At 44.0% G+C, this 18,435-nt stretch carries 22 protein-coding genes, 1 tRNA gene and 2 pseudogenes; 5 read left to right on the top strand and 20 right to left on the bottom strand.

Features of this window, described 5'->3' with window-relative positions; all coding sequences use genetic code 11:
• Positions 1–422: 422 nt before the first annotated feature.
• The 5 genes from modB to LW728_RS15975 form a co-directional block, all read right to left on the bottom strand.
• The gene (modB, locus tag LW728_RS15995; RefSeq protein WP_287767254.1) at positions 423–2,261 is read right to left on the bottom strand and encodes a molybdate ABC transporter permease subunit; all 1,839 of its coding nucleotides are present in this window, start codon (positions 2,259–2,261) and stop codon (positions 423–425) included.
• Positions 2,262–2,264: 3 nt separating this feature from the next.
• Positions 2,265–3,062, bottom strand: a complete 798-nt coding sequence (gene modA, locus LW728_RS15990) for a molybdate ABC transporter substrate-binding protein (RefSeq protein ID WP_287767255.1) — start codon at positions 3,060–3,062, stop codon at positions 2,265–2,267.
• A 213-nt stretch (positions 3,063–3,275) separates the two neighbouring features.
• Positions 3,276–4,697 (bottom strand): pyruvate kinase, encoded by a 1,422-nt coding sequence (gene pyk / locus LW728_RS15985; protein WP_287767253.1) that lies wholly within the window; start codon positions 4,695–4,697, stop codon positions 3,276–3,278.
• A 307-nt stretch (positions 4,698–5,004) separates the two neighbouring features.
• Positions 5,005–5,217 (bottom strand): hypothetical protein, encoded by a 213-nt coding sequence (locus LW728_RS15980; RefSeq protein WP_002800842.1) that lies wholly within the window; start codon positions 5,215–5,217, stop codon positions 5,005–5,007.
• Positions 5,218–5,356: 139 nt separating this feature from the next.
• Positions 5,357–6,637 carry a S8 family serine peptidase gene (locus LW728_RS15975; protein ID WP_287767252.1) on the bottom strand — a complete coding sequence of 427 codons (1,281 nt, stop codon included), beginning with the start codon at positions 6,635–6,637 and terminating at the stop codon, positions 5,357–5,359.
• A gap of 593 nt (positions 6,638–7,230) precedes the next feature.
• Between LW728_RS15975 and bchM the strand changes: the two genes are divergently transcribed.
• The 5 genes from bchM to LW728_RS15950 all read left to right on the top strand — a co-directional run bounded on the left by bchM (position 7,231) and on the right by LW728_RS15950 (position 9,993).
• Complete coding sequence (gene bchM / locus LW728_RS15970; RefSeq protein ID WP_151695503.1) at positions 7,231–7,923, top strand: magnesium protoporphyrin IX methyltransferase; 693 nt, start codon at positions 7,231–7,233, stop codon at positions 7,921–7,923.
• A 3-nt stretch (positions 7,924–7,926) separates the two neighbouring features.
• The gene (gene panB / locus LW728_RS15965) at positions 7,927–8,694 is read left to right on the top strand and encodes a 3-methyl-2-oxobutanoate hydroxymethyltransferase (protein WP_002734057.1); all 768 of its coding nucleotides are present in this window, start codon (positions 7,927–7,929) and stop codon (positions 8,692–8,694) included.
• Positions 8,687–9,181, top strand: a complete 495-nt coding sequence (msrA, locus tag LW728_RS15960) for a peptide-methionine (S)-S-oxide reductase MsrA (RefSeq protein ID WP_002800848.1) — start codon at positions 8,687–8,689, stop codon at positions 9,179–9,181. Before panB ends, msrA begins: the two co-directional genes overlap by 8 nt.
• Before the next feature lie 51 nt (positions 9,182–9,232).
• The gene (locus tag LW728_RS15955) at positions 9,233–9,541 is read left to right on the top strand and encodes a carbon dioxide-concentrating mechanism protein CcmK (protein WP_002782143.1); all 309 of its coding nucleotides are present in this window, start codon (positions 9,233–9,235) and stop codon (positions 9,539–9,541) included.
• A gap of 104 nt (positions 9,542–9,645) precedes the next feature.
• Positions 9,646–9,993 carry a carbon dioxide-concentrating mechanism protein CcmK gene (locus LW728_RS15950; RefSeq protein ID WP_002733188.1) on the top strand — a complete coding sequence of 116 codons (348 nt, stop codon included), beginning with the start codon at positions 9,646–9,648 and terminating at the stop codon, positions 9,991–9,993.
• Between the two features lie 67 nt (positions 9,994–10,060).
• Here the strand turns inward: LW728_RS15950 and LW728_RS15945 are convergent, their stop codons facing one another.
• The 15 genes and pseudogenes from LW728_RS15945 to LW728_RS15875 form a co-directional block, all read right to left on the bottom strand.
• Positions 10,061–10,306 carry a hypothetical protein gene (locus tag LW728_RS15945; RefSeq protein ID WP_002775412.1) on the bottom strand — a complete coding sequence of 82 codons (246 nt, stop codon included), beginning with the start codon at positions 10,304–10,306 and terminating at the stop codon, positions 10,061–10,063.
• Positions 10,307–10,349: 43 nt separating this feature from the next.
• Positions 10,350–10,484, bottom strand: a pseudogene (locus tag LW728_RS15940) (element excision factor XisH family protein); the annotation flags it as partial.
• Between the two features lie 31 nt (positions 10,485–10,515).
• Positions 10,516–10,788, bottom strand: coding sequence for a DUF5615 family PIN-like protein (locus LW728_RS15935; RefSeq protein ID WP_002800850.1), 273 nt, complete (start codon positions 10,786–10,788; stop codon positions 10,516–10,518).
• A complete protein-coding gene (locus LW728_RS15930) occupies positions 10,778–11,092 on the bottom strand; it encodes a DUF433 domain-containing protein (protein WP_002753976.1) in 315 nt (104 codons plus the stop codon). Before LW728_RS15930 ends, LW728_RS15935 begins: the two co-directional genes overlap by 11 nt.
• A 68-nt stretch (positions 11,093–11,160) precedes the next feature.
• Positions 11,161–11,364, bottom strand: a complete 204-nt coding sequence (locus LW728_RS15925) for a DUF2283 domain-containing protein (RefSeq protein WP_130756855.1) — start codon at positions 11,362–11,364, stop codon at positions 11,161–11,163.
• A gap of 96 nt (positions 11,365–11,460) precedes the next feature.
• On the bottom strand, positions 11,461–11,799 hold the full coding sequence (locus tag LW728_RS15920) for a XisI protein (protein WP_002732833.1): 339 nt from the start codon (positions 11,797–11,799) through the stop codon (positions 11,461–11,463).
• A pseudogene (locus LW728_RS15915) lies at positions 11,787–12,206 on the bottom strand (XisH family protein). The gene LW728_RS15920 and the pseudogene LW728_RS15915 overlap by 13 nt, the downstream one beginning before the upstream one ends.
• A gap of 36 nt (positions 12,207–12,242) precedes the next feature.
• A complete protein-coding gene (locus LW728_RS15910) occupies positions 12,243–12,389 on the bottom strand; it encodes a hypothetical protein (RefSeq protein ID WP_287667128.1) in 147 nt (48 codons plus the stop codon).
• Positions 12,390–12,442: 53 nt separating this feature from the next.
• A complete protein-coding gene (locus LW728_RS15905) occupies positions 12,443–12,712 on the bottom strand; it encodes a type II toxin-antitoxin system RelE family toxin (protein WP_061432389.1) in 270 nt (89 codons plus the stop codon).
• Entirely contained in the window at positions 12,709–12,912 is a 204-nt protein-coding gene (locus tag LW728_RS15900; protein ID WP_002732229.1) for a RelB antitoxin-like protein, read from the bottom strand. Before LW728_RS15900 ends, LW728_RS15905 begins: the two co-directional genes overlap by 4 nt.
• A 13-nt stretch (positions 12,913–12,925) precedes the next feature.
• A complete protein-coding gene (locus LW728_RS15895; protein ID WP_002753982.1) occupies positions 12,926–13,060 on the bottom strand; it encodes a hypothetical protein in 135 nt (44 codons plus the stop codon).
• Positions 13,057–13,284 (bottom strand): type II toxin-antitoxin system Phd/YefM family antitoxin, encoded by a 228-nt coding sequence (locus tag LW728_RS15890; protein ID WP_194013823.1) that lies wholly within the window; start codon positions 13,282–13,284, stop codon positions 13,057–13,059. Before LW728_RS15890 ends, LW728_RS15895 begins: the two co-directional genes overlap by 4 nt.
• Before the next feature lie 44 nt (positions 13,285–13,328).
• Positions 13,329–16,208: a tetratricopeptide repeat protein gene (locus tag LW728_RS15885; RefSeq protein WP_287767248.1), complete on the bottom strand. Its 2,880-nt coding sequence runs from the start codon at positions 16,206–16,208 to the stop codon at positions 13,329–13,331.
• A gap of 151 nt (positions 16,209–16,359) precedes the next feature.
• Positions 16,360–16,433, bottom strand: a tRNA-Met gene (locus tag LW728_RS15880).
• Between the two features lie 83 nt (positions 16,434–16,516).
• The gene (locus tag LW728_RS15875; protein WP_159296584.1) at positions 16,517–18,244 is read right to left on the bottom strand and encodes a succinate dehydrogenase/fumarate reductase flavoprotein subunit; all 1,728 of its coding nucleotides are present in this window, start codon (positions 18,242–18,244) and stop codon (positions 16,517–16,519) included.
• Positions 18,245–18,435 lie beyond the last annotated feature (191 nt).

Below are 18,435 nucleotides of genomic sequence, written 5' to 3'. Positions count from 1 at the left end.
TTTCTATTAAGCTCAACATATATTTGAAAGGTTGGCGGTCACTCCTCATTTTACCTGATAGTGATCGCTTTTACTTTTGATATTCTGATGGGAGAATGAAACAGCCCTACCCTTGATAAGGGGGGCTTTTTACTGATTTAAGATGATTGGTTAATTGCATAGGTTTGATCCCCCCAACCCCCCTTGATGAGGGGGGCTTTTTATTGGTTGAATTTGATCCCCCCAACCCCCCTTGATAAGGGGGGCTTTTTACTGGTTGAGTTTGATCCCCCCAACCCCCCTTGATAAGGGGGGCTTTTTACTGGTTGAGTTTGATCCCCCCAACCCCCCTTGATAAGGGGGGCTTTTTACTGGTTAAATTTGATCCCCCCTGCCCCCCTTGATAAGGGGGGTGTTTGACAACTTAGCATCAAAATCTCTGTTTATTTTAATAATAATAAACGCTGGGGAGATAAAGTAACAGTCCAAGGCAAAGCTTGCTCCTTAATTTCTAACCATTTATCCTTATATAACTCTGCTTGGATATGAAAATCGCGGTCGTGGTTGGAGGGTTGATTAAGTTTCAGATAGAGAGTCACCCGATGGGGTCCTTCAATGGCATTAGTTAACCAACAGGGAAAAGTATTAATATCGCTTAAATCTCGACCAAAAATAATTTGATGGGCGCGAATTCCCGTATAGGCTAAATAGTCGGGAATTCCGGGGATGGTGTGTAATTTAACATCCCAATCAATGGCCTCCAATTGTTGATTATTGATGATAATAGCACGGGAAAAATTTTTACAGCCAGTAATTTTTGCCAAACTAACGCTATCTGGTCGCTCAAAAATTTTCTGTTTAGAATTATTAGCAATTGCCCGCCCTTTTTCCATAACTAATAAATTCTCACATATTCGATAAGCTTCATCCATATTATGGGTAACAAAAATTGTCACGCCATCGTAATTACTTAAAGTTTTGATCATCTGACGTTCTAATTGAGCGCGTAGATGGGTATCAAGGGCAGAAAAAGGCTCATCTAATAATAAAGCTTCCGGATGACTAGCTAAAGCGCGAGCGATGGCGACCCGTTGCTGTTGTCCCCCCGATAATTGATGGGGATAACGGTTTTCCATGCCGGGTAACTGCACTAATTCCAATTGGTTGGCAATCTGCTGTTTAATAACTTTTTTAGATAAGTTTTTCGAGAGACCAAAAGCGATATTTTCTGCTACGGTGAGATGGGGAAAAAGGGCATAATTCTGCACCACAAAACCGATACGACGCTGACGACTGGGGAGATTAATTCCCTTTTCGGAATCGAAGAGAATGCGACCATTTAAGACAATACGGCCCCTTGAGGGCGTTTCTACCCCAGCCAGCGATCGCAAAATCAGGCTTTTTCCCGAACCCGAAGCCCCTAATAATCCTAGGGGCTGATTTTGGCAGTTAAAAGTGACCGAGAGGTTAAAACCGGGTAAATATTTCTCTATATCAACAAATAAGCCTATTTTATCCCTATAATGCTGATTTTCAGCTGCTAAAAGGGCAAAATCGCGACCCTCCCAGGGTGGCAGCCAGTCCTCCATCTCGTTAGGTTTGCTTTCTCCCGGTCGTCCTAATTGCTGTTTGCGTTGACTTTGCCAGAGATTAACGGCGATAATCCCCGATAGGGAGATTAACATGATAATAAACACCCATATCCAAGCCTCAGTCATCGCTCCTGCTTCCACAGCGAAGAAAATCGCCATCGGGATAGTTTGAGTTTGCCCCGGAATATTACCCGCTAACATCAAAGTCGCCCCAAATTCCCCCAAAGCGCGGGCAAAAGCTAGGGTTAATCCTGCTAATACTCCGGGGAAGGAGAGGGGCAAAAGTAGGCGCCAGAATATTTTCCCTTCCGATGCCCCTAGGGTGCGGGCAACCTGTAAAAGATTGGCATCCACCTGTTCAAAAGCCCCGAGGGTGGTTTTGTACATCAGGGGAAAAGCTACCACCGTCGCGGTGATGATGGCGGCATACCAAGTAAAAACGATGCGAAAGTTAAATAGGTCTAATAACTGTCCTAATGGTCCGTTTTTGCCGAATAGAAGGAGTAAAATGAAGCCTAGCACCGTCGGGGGCAAGATTAAGGGTGCGACGAAAACTGCCTCGATTAGGGATTTCCACCGTCCACGATAACCTAACATCCAATAAGCGGCGGCAATACCGAGAAAAAAGATGATTATCAGGGCAATGGTGGCGGTTTTCAGGGATATCCATAGGGGGGAAAAGTCGGGCATTGTTTATCTGGCTATTCCGAAGCCGAATTTTTCAAAAATGTTTTTAGCGGCTGCCCTGGTGAGATATTGGGCGAAAGTCTTGGCAGCTTGCGGGTTTTTGCTGTCTTTAATCACAGCTATGGGATAAATAATCGGAGAATGGAGATTATTGGCAGCCGTAGCCACTACTTTTACCCGGTCGGAAATTTTGGCATCGGTGAGGTAAACAATGCCAGCATCGGCGTTACCAGTTTCTACGGCGGCGAGAACATTACGGACAGAGTTGGCAAAGACCAGTTTTGGTTTTATTTGCTCTAAAATGCCGATATTTTTCAGAACTTCTTCACTGTACTGACCGACGGGAACGCTGCGCGGTTCACCCACGGCAATTCTTTTGACATTACTGTTAGTCAGGGAACGAAAATCGCTGATTTTTAGGGCGGAATTCTTGGGAACGATTAAAACTAGGCGATTAGTGAGCAGGTTTCTTCTGGTAGTTGTATCGATTAAACCAGCTTTTGCTAAAGCGTCCATTTGCTTAGTGGCAGCCGAGAGGAAAACATCGGCCGGCGCACCTTGTGTAATTTGCTGTTGCAAAGCCCCCGACGCACCGAAGTTATAGTTAACTTTAATGTTGCCATGGGCTTTTTCAAACCCCGGCTTGATTTCTTCTAGGGCCTCTTTGAGACTAGCGGCGGCAGAAACTAGAATTGTCTGGGTTTGGACGGTGGTGATAGTAGATGAAAAAAGGTTTATGCCCGCAGATAATAAGCAACTAAGGGCAATTGAGCCGATAAAAGCCAGAAAATATCCTCTTTTCATCAAGATTGATAGCAAGCGATCGATATTTATATTTCTATCACAACCAATCCACCGCCCAAAATCTGTATCTAGGGTTTGCGGCAAAAAGTTTTTCGTGGGGTGTGGGGAAGTGGGGTGTAGGGTGTAGGGTGTGGGGTGTGGGGTGTGGGGAGAATAAATAGAAATAATCTCCTATCTCCTATCTCCTGTACCCTGACTCCTGAATCCTAGAACTTAGGGAATCGTGTGAATTTTGAGGAAATTGGTTCCTTTAGTTTTCTGCATGGGAATTCCCGCCATAATCAGGATTTTATCGCCCGATTGCGCTAGATTTTTCTGAAGCAGAATTGATTCGGTTTGCTTTAACACATCCTCAAAGACGGACACCTGATGATCGAGAAGAATCGGGATCACACCCCAGACTAGGTTGAGACGGTGATAGACTCGTTTATTGGGAGTCATAGCAATGACGGGAACCGAGGGACGTTCCTTAGAAGCCAGTAGCGAAGTGTAGCCAGAGGTGGTAAAAGTGACAATATAACGGAGATTAAGGGTTTGATCGATCGCCACTAAAGCCTCACTGAGAGCGTGAGTTTCATCGGACTGATTGGGGGGAACATTATCAAACTTCACATCCGCTTCCACATCATGGGCGATTTTGGCCAACATAGCCACAGCTTTGACGGGAAAATCTCCCACTGCTGATTCCCCCGATAACATCACCGCATCGGTTCCATCGATAATGGCATTAGCCACATCACTGGCCTCGGCCCGAGTCGGTCGGGGATTGTGAATCATGCTTTCTAACATCTGGGTGGCAGTGATGACGGGAATAGTTTTCATGTTGCAGAGTCTGATAATGCGTTTTTGCAACATGGGGACTTTTTCGGGACTTAACTCTACCCCCAAATCGCCCCGGGCCACCATAATTCCGTCACATTCCTCGATAATTGACTCCAAATTTTCGATCGCTTGCGGTTTTTCAATTTTAGCTATCACTGGCACATCCCCATGATTTCTCTCGGCTAAAAATGCCTTAATCGCTTTGATATCTTCTCCTTTACGAACAAAACTGAGGGAAACCCAATCAACCCCCTGAGCAAGACCAAATTCTAGGTCTTGTTTGTCTTTTTCGGTCATGGAAGGTAAGCGCAAATTGAGACGGGGTAGATTGACTCCCTTGCGACTCTTGAGAATTCCTCCCTCCAATACTTGACATTTTAGGTCTTTTCCGTTAATTTCAACGATTTTTAGCTCTAATAAGCCATCATCAAGGAGAATTTGCTCACCTAACTTGGCTTCCTCGGCCAGATAGGGATAATCGATCGAAACGGTGTTCGCTTCTCCCCGATACTCATCCATGGGTACAAGGGTGAGATAATCGCCGTCGTTGATGGTAATGGAACCATTGGGGAGATTACCGACGCGAATTTTCGGCCCTTGTAAATCTTGCAGGAGAGTGATAGGATTGTCTAATTCTTGAGAAATTTGCCGTAAAAGGGTAACAACTCTCGCATGATCTTCGTAGCTACCGTGGGAAAAGTTTAGCCGCGCTACATTCATCCCCGCACCGATCATCTGCTTGAGGACTTCTGGCGAATTACTGGCAGGGCCGATCGTGGCTACGATCTTAGTTCTATGGTTAATAATTGACATGGAACCCTTACTGATCGATCTTGGGACGATTACATGATATTCAATTTAGGTTAACTAAAAGTGAAGCGGAAAACAAATTAAGCTTTTCCACAGAGTTGCAATCGCTCCCGGTCCACTGCTTCACCGTCAGGAGTCAGTGATCAGTGATCAGATTTGAGTTTTCAATACTATTAAGTGGCAAGTTGGGAGCTTTCTTTTCACTGATTACTGTTTACTGGACGGCTACGCCGTGCCTTTGGCAACACAGCAAAAAAGCTCCAGCGCTCCCCTGGAGTCTTAACGAGTAATTTTTTAGATAGTCAACAGCTTATATCGCCCGCATTTCCTTATCTTCCTCCACATCGAGAACTCCAGGCACTGCCTTTAAAGAGGGGATCAGCGATCGAGGGGCTGAACCGGTAATAATGCCGGAAACCGATAAGATATTATCTACTGTCATACCCAGAAATTGTAAATTATTGGCCACTGTCTGAATATCGGCTAAATGCTGTTCATCGATCGTCACGATAATCTGTTCCATGGCTATTAATAAAAGTAAAAAGATGAGCAGGAGTCAGGAGATGGGAGCGGGGAAGTGGGGAGCAGGGGAAGTGGGGAGAATAAATAAAAATAATCTCCTAACTCCTAACTCCTAACTCCTGACTCCTCAATACTGACTGCTAAGGCGCTTGGACCAGTCCACTGCCCACATCAACGGTGGGAATGGACAGTCGCAAGGCTTTCGAGGTGAGTAACTGCCAGAGTTGCGCCCCGCGCACTCCCGAAGCTTGAGCGTGGAGAGCAGCAATCCCGGCCACATGAGGGGTAGCCATGCTAGTGCCGTTAAAAACGTCGTAACGTCGGGGCATCGGTACAGAAGAATAGATCGCCACCCCGGGGCCGGCGATATCTACGTTAGCACCTTGGGCAGTACCAGAACCACAGGAAAAAGAAGCTAATCGCAGATTACTATTGATCGCCGCCACGGCCATAATTGAGGGACTATTAGCCGGTTGACCCACAGTACCAGGCCGGTGATTGCCGGCCGCCGCGATAATCAAACAACCATTTTGCAGAGCGCGACGACCGATAGTTTCGTAGGCAGTGGAAGGAGTTGGAACTGTATTGCCCAAGGACATAGAAATCACCGCACAGCGACTGGCGATCGCCCATTCCATGCCGGCGAGAATCCAACTTTGGGAGCCACTGCCAGCATTACTGAGAACTTTGCCCGCATAAATGGTGGCTTCGTAGGCGACCCCGTAGCGGCGACCGTTGACATTTTTAAATCCGCAGGCGGTACCGATACAGTGAGTGCCGTGACCGTGACCATCCTGCACCGCTTCTCCTGGTACAAAAGACTGACTTTGGATCGATCGCCCGAAAAAGTCGGGATGCTTTAAATCCATACCCGTATCTAGTACAGCCACATTAATGCCGCGACCAGTGCGACCAAGGGAATTGATTACTTTCGTGGCTTTTAATCCCCAAGTGGATTGGGCATCATCGAGAAAGGCTAGGGCTGCGAGATCCTTATCTCCCGGCTCTTTTTTAGCCTTGGACTGTTCATAAAGATGATTGACGGCATCGCGATAACCCTTGAGGTATTCCGAGGATAAACCCTCCTCGATTGCATAGTAAATTCGTTCGGGTTCGATCGCTAAAATTGCCGAACTTTCCCCCGCTATGTTCATGACACCGCTCAAGGCTAAGTCATCCAGGGAAACCACTGCCACCCCCAAAGTCGGAAAGGTTCCCCCTCCCGCCGCATCTAGTTCTGAACTGTCCATGGCCGAATCGGCAAAGTCCCGGGCATCGGGCAAGGCAGATATCCCCGCCACATCTCGCAGGGCGGCGATTCCTTCCGGGGTTGCTCCATCTTGGAAAGTAACAATATATCGCCCCGTGGTTTCTTCATTTGATGCGGTACTGGGGATGGGAAAACTCGCTTGTCCAGACATAAAAAATACCTCCAAAAAATGGATATTTTAGCTAATACAATCGCGGAAAAATGGCTTAACCACCAGCCTTTTTATCGAAGATTTTTCAATCATCAACCACTGGTCTAACCATCCTTTAATTGTTCAGGATGGTTCGGCAAAAGATGAGTCAGTTAATTACCCACCCTCAAAATGTTCACGGTTTGGGAAACCATTTTCCTAAGTTCACTTCAGTCTCTAAGTGCCGTTGTTTCTGGACTCCAGCCCTGGCGGTGTTAAATTTTTTCTAGTAATTCAGGCTCTGGGAAACAACGGAACTAGGTTAGGGAATCTCAATCAATTTTTTTATGTATTTGGGCTTAAACCGATCATATAAGTTTAAAACCCTCACCTTATATTTAATCGCTATTAAGCTGTGTTTTTTCTCCTGCGATCAGCCTAACATTACCTCAAGGATTTTGGTTAAAAAATTTACAAATCTTTGACAATGCTTGGCAGCACGGGGAAACAAAATAATACTTATGTTCTAACGGCAACCCTGAATGATTCAGTCGGAAAACTGGCTTTCACGGTAGGATAAACTAATAACCATCTCCGCTCGTTTAGATTTCCTTATGACCAACACATTAGACGATAAAGCCATAGTCAAGGACTATTTTAACGCCACGGGATTCGATCGCTGGCGCCGGATTTATGGGGATGGCGAAGTTAACAAAGTACAAAAAGATATTCGCATCGGTCATCAACAGACGATCGATACCGTTATCGGTTGGTTAGAAAGTGATGACAATTTGCCTAATCTCTCGATCTGTGATGCCGGTTGTGGAGTCGGTAGTCTTAGTATTCCCCTCGCTAAAGCGGGCGCAACTATTTTCGCCAGTGATATTTCCGAGAAAATGGTGACAGAAGCCAAGGAAAGAGCGGCCAAAGAGTTAGCAGATACCAGTAAACTCACCTTTGCCGTTCAAGATTTAGAAGCATTAACCGGCCAATATCACACAGTCATCTGTCTTGATGTTCTCATTCACTATCCCACAGAAGAAGCATTAGGCATGATTAAACACTTGGGAACCCTAGCTCAATCCCGTTTAATCCTCAGTTTTGCCCCTAAAACCTGTTTATTAACCATTCTCAAGAAAATTGGTCAATTTTTCCCCGGTCCGAGTAAAACCACTCGCGCTTATCAACACAAGGAAAAAACTATTGTCGCCGCTCTCAACGAAAATGGCTTTAAAATTGAACGGACGAGTATGACTAGCACTCGTTTCTATTTTTCCCGTATCCTCGAAGCTGTCCGCAGTGAATAAAGAATGGCAGTCACCACCAGCAAATTAATCGAGTGGAAACAGCAAAAACGCGCGATTGTCACCCTCACAGCTTGGGATTATCCGATCGCGCGACTGCTCGATCGAGCAGGAATTGATATTATCTTGGTGGGTGATTCCTTAGCTATGACCGCTTTGGGCTATCCTACCACTTTACCGATCACCCTAGAGGCGATGATTCACCATGCAGCGGCCGTGTCTCGCGGGGTAAAACAAGCTTTAGTTGTCTGTGATTTGCCTTTTCTCAGCTATCAGGAAAGTGTCAGTCAGGCAATTCACTCCGCCGGAAGGATGTTAAAGGAAGCGGGAGTACAAGGGGTAAAATTAGAGGGAGGTTATCCCGCTATGATCGAGACGATTAGCCGTTTAACCGAGATAGGCATCCCTGTTATGGGTCATATCGGATTAACTCCCCAGTCAGTCCATCGCTTAGGATACCGTCAGCAGGGAAAAACCCCATCGGATGCACAAAGACTAATCGAGGAAGCTTTAGCCTTGGAGAAAGCGGGAGTATTTGCCCTGGTTTTGGAACATATTCCCGCCAATTTAGCCGCTACTATTACCGATAAATTGACTATCCCGACGATTGGTATCGGTGCGGGGGAAGATTGTGATGGTCAGGTGTTAGTAACGGCGGATATCCTAGGATTAACCGAAAAAGCTCCCCCTTTTGCCAAAGTTTATGCTAATTTAAGCGAGACAATTACAAAAGCAGTTGTAGAATTTGCCAAGGATGTGAGGAGAAATGAATAACGGCGAAAAAGCCACCTTTGGGGCCGGCTGTTTTTGGAAAACCGAGGACGCATTTCGGCGTTTACCAGGGGTTTTAGCGACTTCTGTGGGTTATATGGGGGGAAATTTTCCCAATCCTAGTTATCTCGATGTGTTATCGCGAATTACCGGTCATGCGGAAGTGGCACAAATTGAATATAATCCCCAAGAAATAAGCTACGAGGCGTTATTAGCTGTTTTTTGGTCAATCCATGATCCGACTCAGTTAAATCGCCAAGGACCGGACCGGGGAGAACAATATCGATCGATTATTTTTTATCACACCCCGGAACAAAAGTTAATCGCCACTGCTTCCAAGCGTCAACTACAACTATCGGCAAAGTTTCAGCAAGATATCGTTACTTTGATCGAACCCGCAGGAGATTATTATCTGGCCGATCAGTCCCATCAACAGTATTTAGAGAAAAAACAGGCTCGATCGGTCGGGGATTTGCAGAAGAAAATATAAAGACAGGTTCGGGGTATAATGTAAAGTTGCTTTCGCAGGAGATCAGGAAAAATGCCCGAGGCGGTCGGAGTCATTCAAACGTTGGGTTTTCCCCCCGTTTTAGCGGCGGCGGATGCCATGGTTAAAGGGGGACGAGTCACCCTAGTTTATTTTGATCTAGCGGAAAGGGGCGAATTTTTAGTGGCGATTCGCGGTCCGATTTCCGAGGTTAAACCGGCAGTAGAGGCAGGATTAGCGGCGGCGATGACCGCTTTTGGTGGCAATGTGGTCAGTCATTACATCGTACCGAATCCTCCAGAAAATGTACTGGCGGTTTTACCAGTGCAGCATACGGCTAAGTCAGACCGTTTTCGCAGTTAATTTCCCTAGCGATTTGCCCCAAACTAGACTATAGTTAAAGACTGGAAAATAGATTGGATTCTATCAATTGAACTTATCTGATTTTTGTTATTAGGAGTTAATTTATGACAGCCCAACCCGCGGTGGGATCGATCGAGACCAAAGGTTTCCCCGGTATTCTAGCGGCCGCCGATGCGATGGTAAAAGCAGGACGGATCACGATTGTTGGTTATTTAAGGGCAGGAAGCGCCCGTTTTACCCTCAATATTCGTGGGGATGTACAGGAGGTAAAAACCGCTATGGCTGCCGGCATTGAAGCCGTCAATAAAACCGAGGGGGCAGCTTTAGAAACCTGGGTAATTATTCCCCGTCCTCACGATAACGTGGTGGCTATTTTACCGATCGATTATAGCGAGGCAGTGGAACCTTTTCGCGCCGCCGCCGACGGTGCGATGGCACCAATCCGTCGTTAATCTTCAAGGTCAATTTTTTGTTACTGGTTGGAACTTGTCTAGTTCCAACTTAGTTTTTAATGATGATTTAAGTTTTAGTTAAAAAACCGAATTTGATAATTGCTGCAACAGTTGCACCGATAACAGTGACTATCAAAGCCCATATTTGAGCCGTTGCCCTTTCTTTCAAGTCTTTGACATCTTCTTTGAGTTGGGAAACTTCGGCCTCTATTTTCGGTAATACTTCTAGTTTTGTTTCGATTCGCTCTAACCGATTGTCAAGTTTAGCGAGAATATCTTTTAAGTCAGTTTCAATGATAATAGGGTTACTCATGGGGAGATTCTTCTTTTGGGGACTAGGGGGTATCAATTTGTGTTAACAGTTCCTCTGCTAGATCAATAAACAAGTCTTTTTTGCCAATTTTAAGACTTAAGGGATCATCGGTAACTATCCAGCCATCTTTGATTAGGGCGTGTTTTACACAATCATGGAAAATATCTTTGGCAGGCATTGTTTTATGATTCGGCGATCGCGTTATTTAGTCAGTGAGCAATAGTCTCGATTAGGTTGGGACGGATAGAGGGGAATTTTTCTGACTTGAAGCAACGTGCTAGTTGATTGATTCTTAAAAAATCAGTATCTTGAGTAAAAATCACGCGACCATTGGATAAAGCAAATTGCAATTGTACTTCATCAGATACCCCCAATAAATTTTCTTCTGGAGTGGTAGTAACATCAAGGCCTCGCTGGCGCAATCCAAGAGCAATGCTATAGCTTACATTTTCATCAAGGTGAAATTTAATTTTATTGCCCATTCATTTTTTTTAGTTTTTCTTGGACTAGAGAAGGTGTTTTAGCTTGCATTTCCTTGGCAAAGGTATCATCATCTGTGATTTGTTGTCTAATTTCTTCAAGGTGATCGTGATAGTAAGAAAGGGCCGCGTAAACATCAGCTAAAGTAATGCTGGGATAATGATAAACAATTTCATCGGGTGACATTCCCAGGCGTTCGTGCCAAATAACGACATCTTGGACTTTGATGCGATGACCTGCGATGCGCGGTTTACCGCCACAGGTTTCTGGGGTAATTTCAATGTGATTGATTAAAGTTGTTGTCATTGATAATAACGAATTTGTCCGATTATAGGGTCACAAGGAATCTGCGCCCAAATGTCATATATATTATATCACGTCGGCGCGACAATAGTTTCTAGGGAAAAAGCATTCAGATCCGTTAAGCTTTTGGCGTGTTCCAAGGTGATTGCACAAATATTACCCTGCTGATCAAGATCGACCAAGGTATTTTCATTGATTTCTTGAGTCTCGACAATGGGATTGTTATTGAACTCTAGGTATAGAGTATCCGTATCCTGAAAGTAGGTGATTTTCATGGCTGACTTGGGTTATCAAGAGTTTCTAATCTTCTTCTAATAGTGATTCATTTGGCGGCGATTGCGGTTTTGAGAATTGTCCATGATATTTGAAAGTTAAGCGACAGCAAAGCCTGTATAGGGTCTAATTTCAGGGGATTTAAAGGCTAAAATAATCTGGTTTTGAGGGATTCCCGCAGCTACTAATTCATCGGCAATACCATCCTCAGTTCCGTCGTGTTGAATCCAAATTTTTTGATCAATAATATCAATATGTAATAGGGTTCCGTAGATTCGATAACCATTTTGCCAACCTGTTTCAACCAATAAATAGCGATCGCGGGTTTGATCTAGGACTAATTCGATTTGGATTTGGTGATCGGTGTCGAGGAAGTCGGCATAATCTTGGAATGTTTTTTCAATAATTTGCCGATATTGGGCAATTAAGGAAGCCATCGTACAATTACCTCCTGGTTGAGATCAAAACTAAATAACTGAATAATACCATCTTCAATTAAGGTTTGACCTGCTTCTTCTTCAAATACTGTTTTGCAGGTGTTTTCGCTAACAGCCAAAAATAGTTTATATTCGGGATAATAACGCTTTAAAAGATGGGTATAAACGACAAATTAACCAACTGCCTCTTCAAGGTCTTTCATATCAGAGGGACGAGTAAAGCTCTTAATTTCAACGGCTATTTTTTCTGTTCCCTTTTCTGCGGCTAATAGTCTTTCTGCTCCCAAATCAACAAACAGGTTTTTACCTCTTGCTAAACGAATCCGTAGGGGGTCATGGGTAATTGTCCAGCCGTCTTTGATTAGGGCGTGTTTTACACAGTCATGGAAAATATCTTTGGCAGGCATTGTTTTTTATAGATAAAAACTGAAATTTTCTCAGGTTTACTTTAAGTTATTGTCTGAATCTCCTAAGTTTCCTTGAATTTGCCCTAACAGTTCCTCACAATCTTTAACCAAGGTAATCCCCAATTCTTGGCATAATTCAAGCGCTTGTTGGCAGTAGTTGAGAGCGCGATCGCAGTGATTCATTTTGTGGGCTATTTCGACAAAGGCTTTTCAATGATTCTTTATCTACCGAAATTTTACGGGAAATAACGATAGAATTCTCGACGATGAAGAACACGAGCAAATGTAATTGTATCTTCTTCAACAAAAAAACCAATTCTATAGTCACCAATTCGGATACGATAGGCATTATATTCTCCTTTTAATTTTTTAAGGTTGTTAATTTCGCTTAGCTGCTTAACTGCTAAAATATCAGTAAAGACAAGGTTTTTTATGACTGAGTAAGAGGAGGTACTTTTTAAATCTTTAAGATCCTTGATAAAAGTAGGAAGATAGTTGATTTTCATTCTTTTTCTAATTCAATTAAAGCTTCCTCCAAAGTTAAGGGAGTTTCATCTTTAACGTCTATCATGGCGCGATAGAGTCCAGTATCTTCATAGGTTTCTATTATTTGTTGATAGTCTTCAAAGTTAATAATAACTTGCTGTATCTGACCTTGATTATCTGTAATCAAGTCTTGAGCAAAGGGATAATCTTTGATGTTCATAATTAATTGTTCCTCATTTTGCTTGGGTTTCTAATCCCCTTCTAATTTGATATTGATTATTTTCGATCAGAGAACGAGCAGCATCACTAAGATTATTATCACCTTCGATAAACCATAAAAAGGCGTGGGTATCCATTAAAATTTTCATGGCATATATTCCTCAAATTCTTCGATGGGATCATCAAAATTGTCAAGCATTTTAACGATGCCTTTTGCGCTTCCATATTGGGGATGTTTAACAGTAGTAGGAAGAGAAATGAGTTGAAAGTCTTGACCTTCATGATTCTGGATAATAACTTGTTCACCTTTTGAGGCAGCTTTAAGGAGGTCAGAAAGTTGACTGTGGGCTTCGTTTAAAGTTAGTTTTATCATAGCTTTGTTCAGTTAAATATTGATTTTTGAGAGAATAATTTACCTTAATTATTCTCTAATGTAGCCTGAATTTGCCCTAACAATTCCTCACAATTTTTAACCAACGGAATCCCCAATTCTTGGCATAATTCAAGCGCTTCTTGGCAATGACTGAGGGCAAGTTCAGGGCGATTAGTTTTGTGGGCGATTTCCGCAAGAACTCTTAAACTATAGGCGATTAAATATTTATAATCAATATCTTGAGAAATTACTAAGGATGCTTGAATTTTGCTTTCGGCTTCGCTGTAGTTTTGTAGTTTGAGCAATATACTCCCTATAGTATGTAGAGAAGATGCTACCCCTTGCTGATCGCCCATTGCTTCACTGATGTTGAGAGATTGCTGGTGATAGGCGATCGCTTTTTCATACTGTCCCAAGGAAGAATAACAATTGCTTAGATTACCGAAAGAAATTGCCACCCCTTGCCGAAAGCTGATTTCTTCACTGATGTCGTGATATTGCTGGTAGAGGTCGATCGCTTTTTCATACTGTCCTAGGTCATAATAACAATTGCCTAAATTCCCGAGAGAAATTGCCACCCCTTTCCGATCGTCCATTGCTTCACTGATGTCGTGACATTTCTGGTGATAGAAAATTGCTTTTTCATACTGCCCCAAGGACTTATAACAATTGCCTAAATTACCGAGAGAACTTGCCACCCCTTGCCAATCTTCTATTTCCTTACTGATGTAGAGACATTGCCGGTGATAGGCGATCGCTTTTTCATACTGTCCCAAGCAATTATAACAATTGCCTAAATTCCCGAGAGAAATTGCCACCCCTTGCCGATAGCCGATTTCTTCACTGATTTCGAGAGATTGCTGGTGATAGGCGATCGCTTTTTCATACTGTCCCAAGCAATTATAACAATTGCCTAAATTCCCGAGAGAAATTGCCACCTCTTGCTGATCGCCCATTGCTTCACTGATTTCGAGAGATTGCTGGTGATAGGCGATCGCTTTTTCATACTGCCCCAAGTTCAAAAAACAAATACCCAGACGATTTAACGAATTGCGATAACAAACTTGTTCCCGTTGACTCCCTGCAATAATTTCCTCATACAAATCTGCTCGCTTACGATAAAATCCTTGTAAATCCAAAAAACTATCAACCGATTTATTTTTCCCTTCTCCGCCTCTTTCCTCATTCAAAATATCGTAAGCTAACTGCCATTCTCCCAATGCTCCTGCATGGTAAAACGCCTCTAAATATTCCTTCAAATCTTCCAAGGATTCCCAGGGAGGGACAGGTAAATGAGCTAAATAATAATCTAAGGCTAATTGATGGGCAGATCGCAATATTTCAGGATTTGCTTGATCTTGCACCACCATGGAAATTAAAGGCAAAAACTGAAACTGTCGCCGTTTTACATTGTATTCGGGGGGAAATTCTTGTAATAAAGATAAACGAGCTAAATAGCGTAAATCTTCCTCAGTTATTGCTGGAATTAACCCCTGGGCTAACCTGTCATCAAAACTCTCGCGCAATACCGATAACCGCGTTAAACTCTCCCTAAACTCTTTCGATAATCGCGCTAAACTGGCGGTAATCACTTCTCTAACACAGGTTTCCGTGTCGCGGTGATAACCCTCCACATCAAACATATTTAAGCCCAAATTTTGCGACTCGGTGACAGAAACCCCTTTCCCAAACTTATCTTTCATCAAACTACAAACCAGTTCCATTAAGAGGGGATGACCTCCCATTTTATCGACAAATTGGGCTAATTCTTCATCGCTTCCCGTTAAGCCGTGATCTTCGGTGACATAACGCATCGCATCCGCTTCTTTTAACCCTTTTAAAGGCCAAGAATAATAATAATCTTGCAAATTGACGGGGAATTTTAGCTGTTCTCGACTGGTGACTAATAGCTTACTGCTGCTTTCTGTGTTTAACCATTTTTGCAAGAATTGCTGATAAACCAAATTTACTGGGGCAGTTAGTACCGTTTCCAAATTATTCAACACTAATAAACAGGGTTTAGCGGTTAACCCTTTGCTGATTGCGTCTATTAATTGCCCATCATTCCATTTTTCATCATAATTTTGTTTTAACTCCTCTAATAACCACCGTCCGAACTGTGCCAAAGGGTAAGGCTGGTTAAAATTAACCCATAATACCGGCCAATCAGCAGTTAATTGATCTGTAAACTTTCTCGCCAGGGCAGTTTTACCATAACCTCCGGCGGCGGTAATCTCGATTAACCTTAGATGGTCATTCCCTAACGCTGTTTGGAGTTCTTGCAATTCTTCCCGTCGTCCTTGCCATCTACGCACGGGTGGGAGTTGCGTATCCACTAACCCAGAGGTGGTCAGGGGTTGGACCGCTTTTTTAGAGGGTTCAGACTGTTTTTTTTTAGATTCTTCAATCAGCGATCGCAATTTATCCTCAACGGATACGAAAACTTTTTCATATTCTGATTTCTTTAGATCACAGAGAGGATTGCTGGGAGAATTATTGCTAGGAGACTGAAATTGATGTAAGTAAAATCTTTGTTCTATTCCCTCTTCATTAGTGTATTTAAAAGAAACACTTTTCACAGTAGAATGTCTAAGAAATATAGGAATTATAACGACTCCTTCTTCTTCACGTCTTTTCAAAATACGGGGTAATTCTTCATTCTTCACATAACGAGAATTAAGCAGATCTTGGCTAACCAAGACCATCGCAATTGTTACTTGTGATAAACTGTCTTTAATTTTTTCATCCCAAATATCCCCCGGTTGTATGTCGAGATCTGACCAGACTATTTTTTCCTCATCATTCAGAGGTTCGAGAAATTTTAACAGTCTGTCTCTCCATCCTTTGTCTTGGTGGGAATAACAAATAAAAATTGATGGCATATCTCTTTCCTCTGACATAACCACTTTTCTGTTATACCACATCTAACCCAGAAAACGGGTTTCTTAGAGAAACCCGTTTTCTAACTTAAGATTGGTCGATTTCAATCCCCGCTACTTCTTTCAAACATTTTGTAAATGGCACTGTTTGAAGCCCATCACGTTCCGCTCTATTTAAAACTAGCTTTATAAGTAATGGCGGGAAGCGGATTTGAACCACTGACCTTCGGGTTATGAGCCCGACGAGCTACCAGACTGCTCTATCCCGCGTTGCTTTATCTAGTATAGAACTAAATCTCGGTAAATGCCAAGGAGTTTGTAATATTCCTTTACATTTACCGTCCGACCAGAGGTTAATACTTACGTTCCACGGGGGTGAAATCCTGAATTACCACGGGCATATAGTCGATATCGATGCCGGAGGGGGAATAATAGGCGAGGGTATGCTGAAGGAAATTTTGGTCATCCCGTTGGGGAAAATCTTCGCGGGAGTGGGCCCCTCGGCTTTCTTGACGATTGAGGGCAGAGGTGAGGATAATTTCCCCCACCACCATGAGACTTTGTAATTCCCAGGCCTCGATTAGTTCCGTATTCCAGCAATCCCCCCTATCATCGAGGTAAATCTGCTCGTATTGGCGCTTTAATTCGCCGATTTGTTTAATTCCCTCGCGCATGGTCGCTTCGGTGCGAAAAACGCCGCAATGTTGGGTCATACAGTCTTGGAATTGCTGACGTAGTTGACCGATGCGAATCGTGCCTTTTTTGGTCAATAAAGCGGTGATTTCCTCTTTAGCATCCTGAAGGTAAATATCGGGATTAAAGACGGGAAAAGCGCGTTTTTCGACGTATTTAGCGATCGATTTGCCGGTTCTTCTGCCATAGACCACACATTCTAACAGGGAATTACTGCCCAAACGATTGGCCCCGTGGACGGAGACACAGGAACATTCCCCGGCGGAGAAAAAGCCTTCGGTTAGCGTATCGGCACTTAAGCGAACGCGACCATCGGTATTAACGGGAATGCCGCCCATACAATAGTGAACTGTAGGACGTACAGGCATCGGTTCCTCTACCGCATCGACACCGACGAGACGGTGGGCCTCCTCCCAACAGAAGGGAATGCGACTCATAATTTTTTCCCGGCCTAAATGGCGTAAATCCAGATAGACAAAGGGACCCCCGGCGCTACCGTCCAGATTTACCCCCCGGCCGGCGCGAATTTCTAGGGTAATGGCCCGGGAAGTGATGTCCCGGGGGGCTAATTCCATGCGCGAGGGGGCGTAGTCTTCCATAAAACGACGACCTTCGCTATTGATTAAATAAGCACCTTCACCCCGGACTGCTTCCGAGATTAAAACACCGACGGGATAGAGTCCCGTGGGGTGAAATTGGACAAATTCCATGTCTTCTAGGGGAATACCCGCTTTGGCCGATAATGCTAAACCGTCCCCCGTACAGGCGAAATCGTTGGAGGTGGTGTTATAAACGCGACCATAGCCCCCCGTCCCGAACATAATTGCTTTTGCCCGAAGGATTTCTAACTGTCCGGTGGCGATTTGGTACATAACCACGCCTTTGGCCGTACCTTCTTCGAGGATAAGGCGCAAAACATACCATTCATCGTAGATTTTTACCTGATTACGGTGTAAATTGCTGACTAATTCGTGCAGCATGGCGTGACCGGTTTTATCGGCGGCGTAACAGGCACGGTTATGGCTGTGACCGCCAAAGGCTCTTTGGGCAATGCGTCCATCTTCGAGACGGGAGAATAACACGCCTAGATGTTCCAATTCGATGATAACTTCGGGGGCTTCTTGGGTGAGGATATCCACCGCATCCTGGTCAGCCAGAAAATCGGAACCTTTGACGGTATCGTAGGCGTGGGCCTTGGGATTATCTTTGGGGTCAACGTTTTGCAGGGCGGCGGCGATACCTCCCTGGGCGGCGACGGAGTGGGAACGAATTGGGTGGGTTTTGGCAACGACAGCAACATCGATAGTCGGGTTGAGGCGTTTGATTTCTAAGGCGGCGCGGCATCCTGCTAACCCACCGCCCACTATAACGACATCGTGTTCTTTCATGGCTGATTTTCCTACGGGCTTCTGTTTCTATGGTGGGGTGAGAATTGCTCAGAGGTCAGTTTTGTAACCGAGACTTTATATTTCAGGAGACAGGAGATAGGAGATAGGAGACAGGAGACAGTAGCCGGTCGTCAGGAGACTATTTTTATTTATTCTTCCCAATTCATAATTCATAATTCATAATTCATAAT

This window comes from Microcystis sp. 49638_E5, from assembly GCF_021300285.1.
GTDB lineage: Bacteria > Cyanobacteriota > Cyanobacteriia > Cyanobacteriales > Microcystaceae > Microcystis > Microcystis aeruginosa_C.
Note: the sequence above shows the minus strand (reverse complement) of the source record. Positions and strands in the feature narration are given on the sequence as shown.

Bases quoted from the DNA above. Each gene is read 5' to 3' on its own strand.
- modB (WP_287767254.1), bottom strand. From the start codon at position 2,261: ATGCCCGACTTTTCCCCCCTATGGATATCCCTGAAAACCGCCACCATT.
- modA (WP_287767255.1), bottom strand. From the start codon at position 3,062: ATGAAAAGAGGATATTTTCTGGCTTTTATCGGCTCAATTGCCCTTAGT.
- pyk (WP_287767253.1), bottom strand. From the start codon at position 4,697: ATGTCAATTATTAACCATAGAACTAAGATCGTAGCCACGATCGGCCCT.
- LW728_RS15980 (WP_002800842.1), bottom strand. From the start codon at position 5,217: ATGGAACAGATTATCGTGACGATCGATGAACAGCATTTAGCCGATATT.
- LW728_RS15975 (WP_287767252.1), bottom strand. From the start codon at position 6,637: ATGTCTGGACAAGCGAGTTTTCCCATCCCCAGTACCGCATCAAATGAA.
- bchM (WP_151695503.1), top strand. From the start codon at position 7,231: ATGACCAACACATTAGACGATAAAGCCATAGTCAAGGACTATTTTAAC.
- panB (WP_002734057.1), top strand. From the start codon at position 7,927: ATGGCAGTCACCACCAGCAAATTAATCGAGTGGAAACAGCAAAAACGC.
- msrA (WP_002800848.1), top strand. From the start codon at position 8,687: ATGAATAACGGCGAAAAAGCCACCTTTGGGGCCGGCTGTTTTTGGAAA.
- LW728_RS15955 (WP_002782143.1), top strand. From the start codon at position 9,233: ATGCCCGAGGCGGTCGGAGTCATTCAAACGTTGGGTTTTCCCCCCGTT.
- LW728_RS15950 (WP_002733188.1), top strand. From the start codon at position 9,646: ATGACAGCCCAACCCGCGGTGGGATCGATCGAGACCAAAGGTTTCCCC.
- LW728_RS15945 (WP_002775412.1), bottom strand. From the start codon at position 10,306: ATGAGTAACCCTATTATCATTGAAACTGACTTAAAAGATATTCTCGCT.
- LW728_RS15935 (WP_002800850.1), bottom strand. From the start codon at position 10,788: ATGGGCAATAAAATTAAATTTCACCTTGATGAAAATGTAAGCTATAGC.
- LW728_RS15930 (WP_002753976.1), bottom strand. From the start codon at position 11,092: ATGACAACAACTTTAATCAATCACATTGAAATTACCCCAGAAACCTGT.
- LW728_RS15925 (WP_130756855.1), bottom strand. From the start codon at position 11,364: ATGAAAATCACCTACTTTCAGGATACGGATACTCTATACCTAGAGTTC.
- LW728_RS15920 (WP_002732833.1), bottom strand. From the start codon at position 11,799: ATGGCTTCCTTAATTGCCCAATATCGGCAAATTATTGAAAAAACATTC.
- LW728_RS15910 (WP_287667128.1), bottom strand. From the start codon at position 12,389: ATGAATCACTGCGATCGCGCTCTCAACTACTGCCAACAAGCGCTTGAA.
- LW728_RS15905 (WP_061432389.1), bottom strand. From the start codon at position 12,712: ATGAAAATCAACTATCTTCCTACTTTTATCAAGGATCTTAAAGATTTA.
- LW728_RS15900 (WP_002732229.1), bottom strand. From the start codon at position 12,912: ATGAACATCAAAGATTATCCCTTTGCTCAAGACTTGATTACAGATAAT.
- LW728_RS15895 (WP_002753982.1), bottom strand. From the start codon at position 13,060: ATGAAAATTTTAATGGATACCCACGCCTTTTTATGGTTTATCGAAGGT.
- LW728_RS15890 (WP_194013823.1), bottom strand. From the start codon at position 13,284: ATGATAAAACTAACTTTAAACGAAGCCCACAGTCAACTTTCTGACCTC.
- LW728_RS15885 (WP_287767248.1), bottom strand. From the start codon at position 16,208: ATGTGGTATAACAGAAAAGTGGTTATGTCAGAGGAAAGAGATATGCCA.
- LW728_RS15875 (WP_159296584.1), bottom strand. From the start codon at position 18,244: ATGAAAGAACACGATGTCGTTATAGTGGGCGGTGGGTTAGCAGGATGC.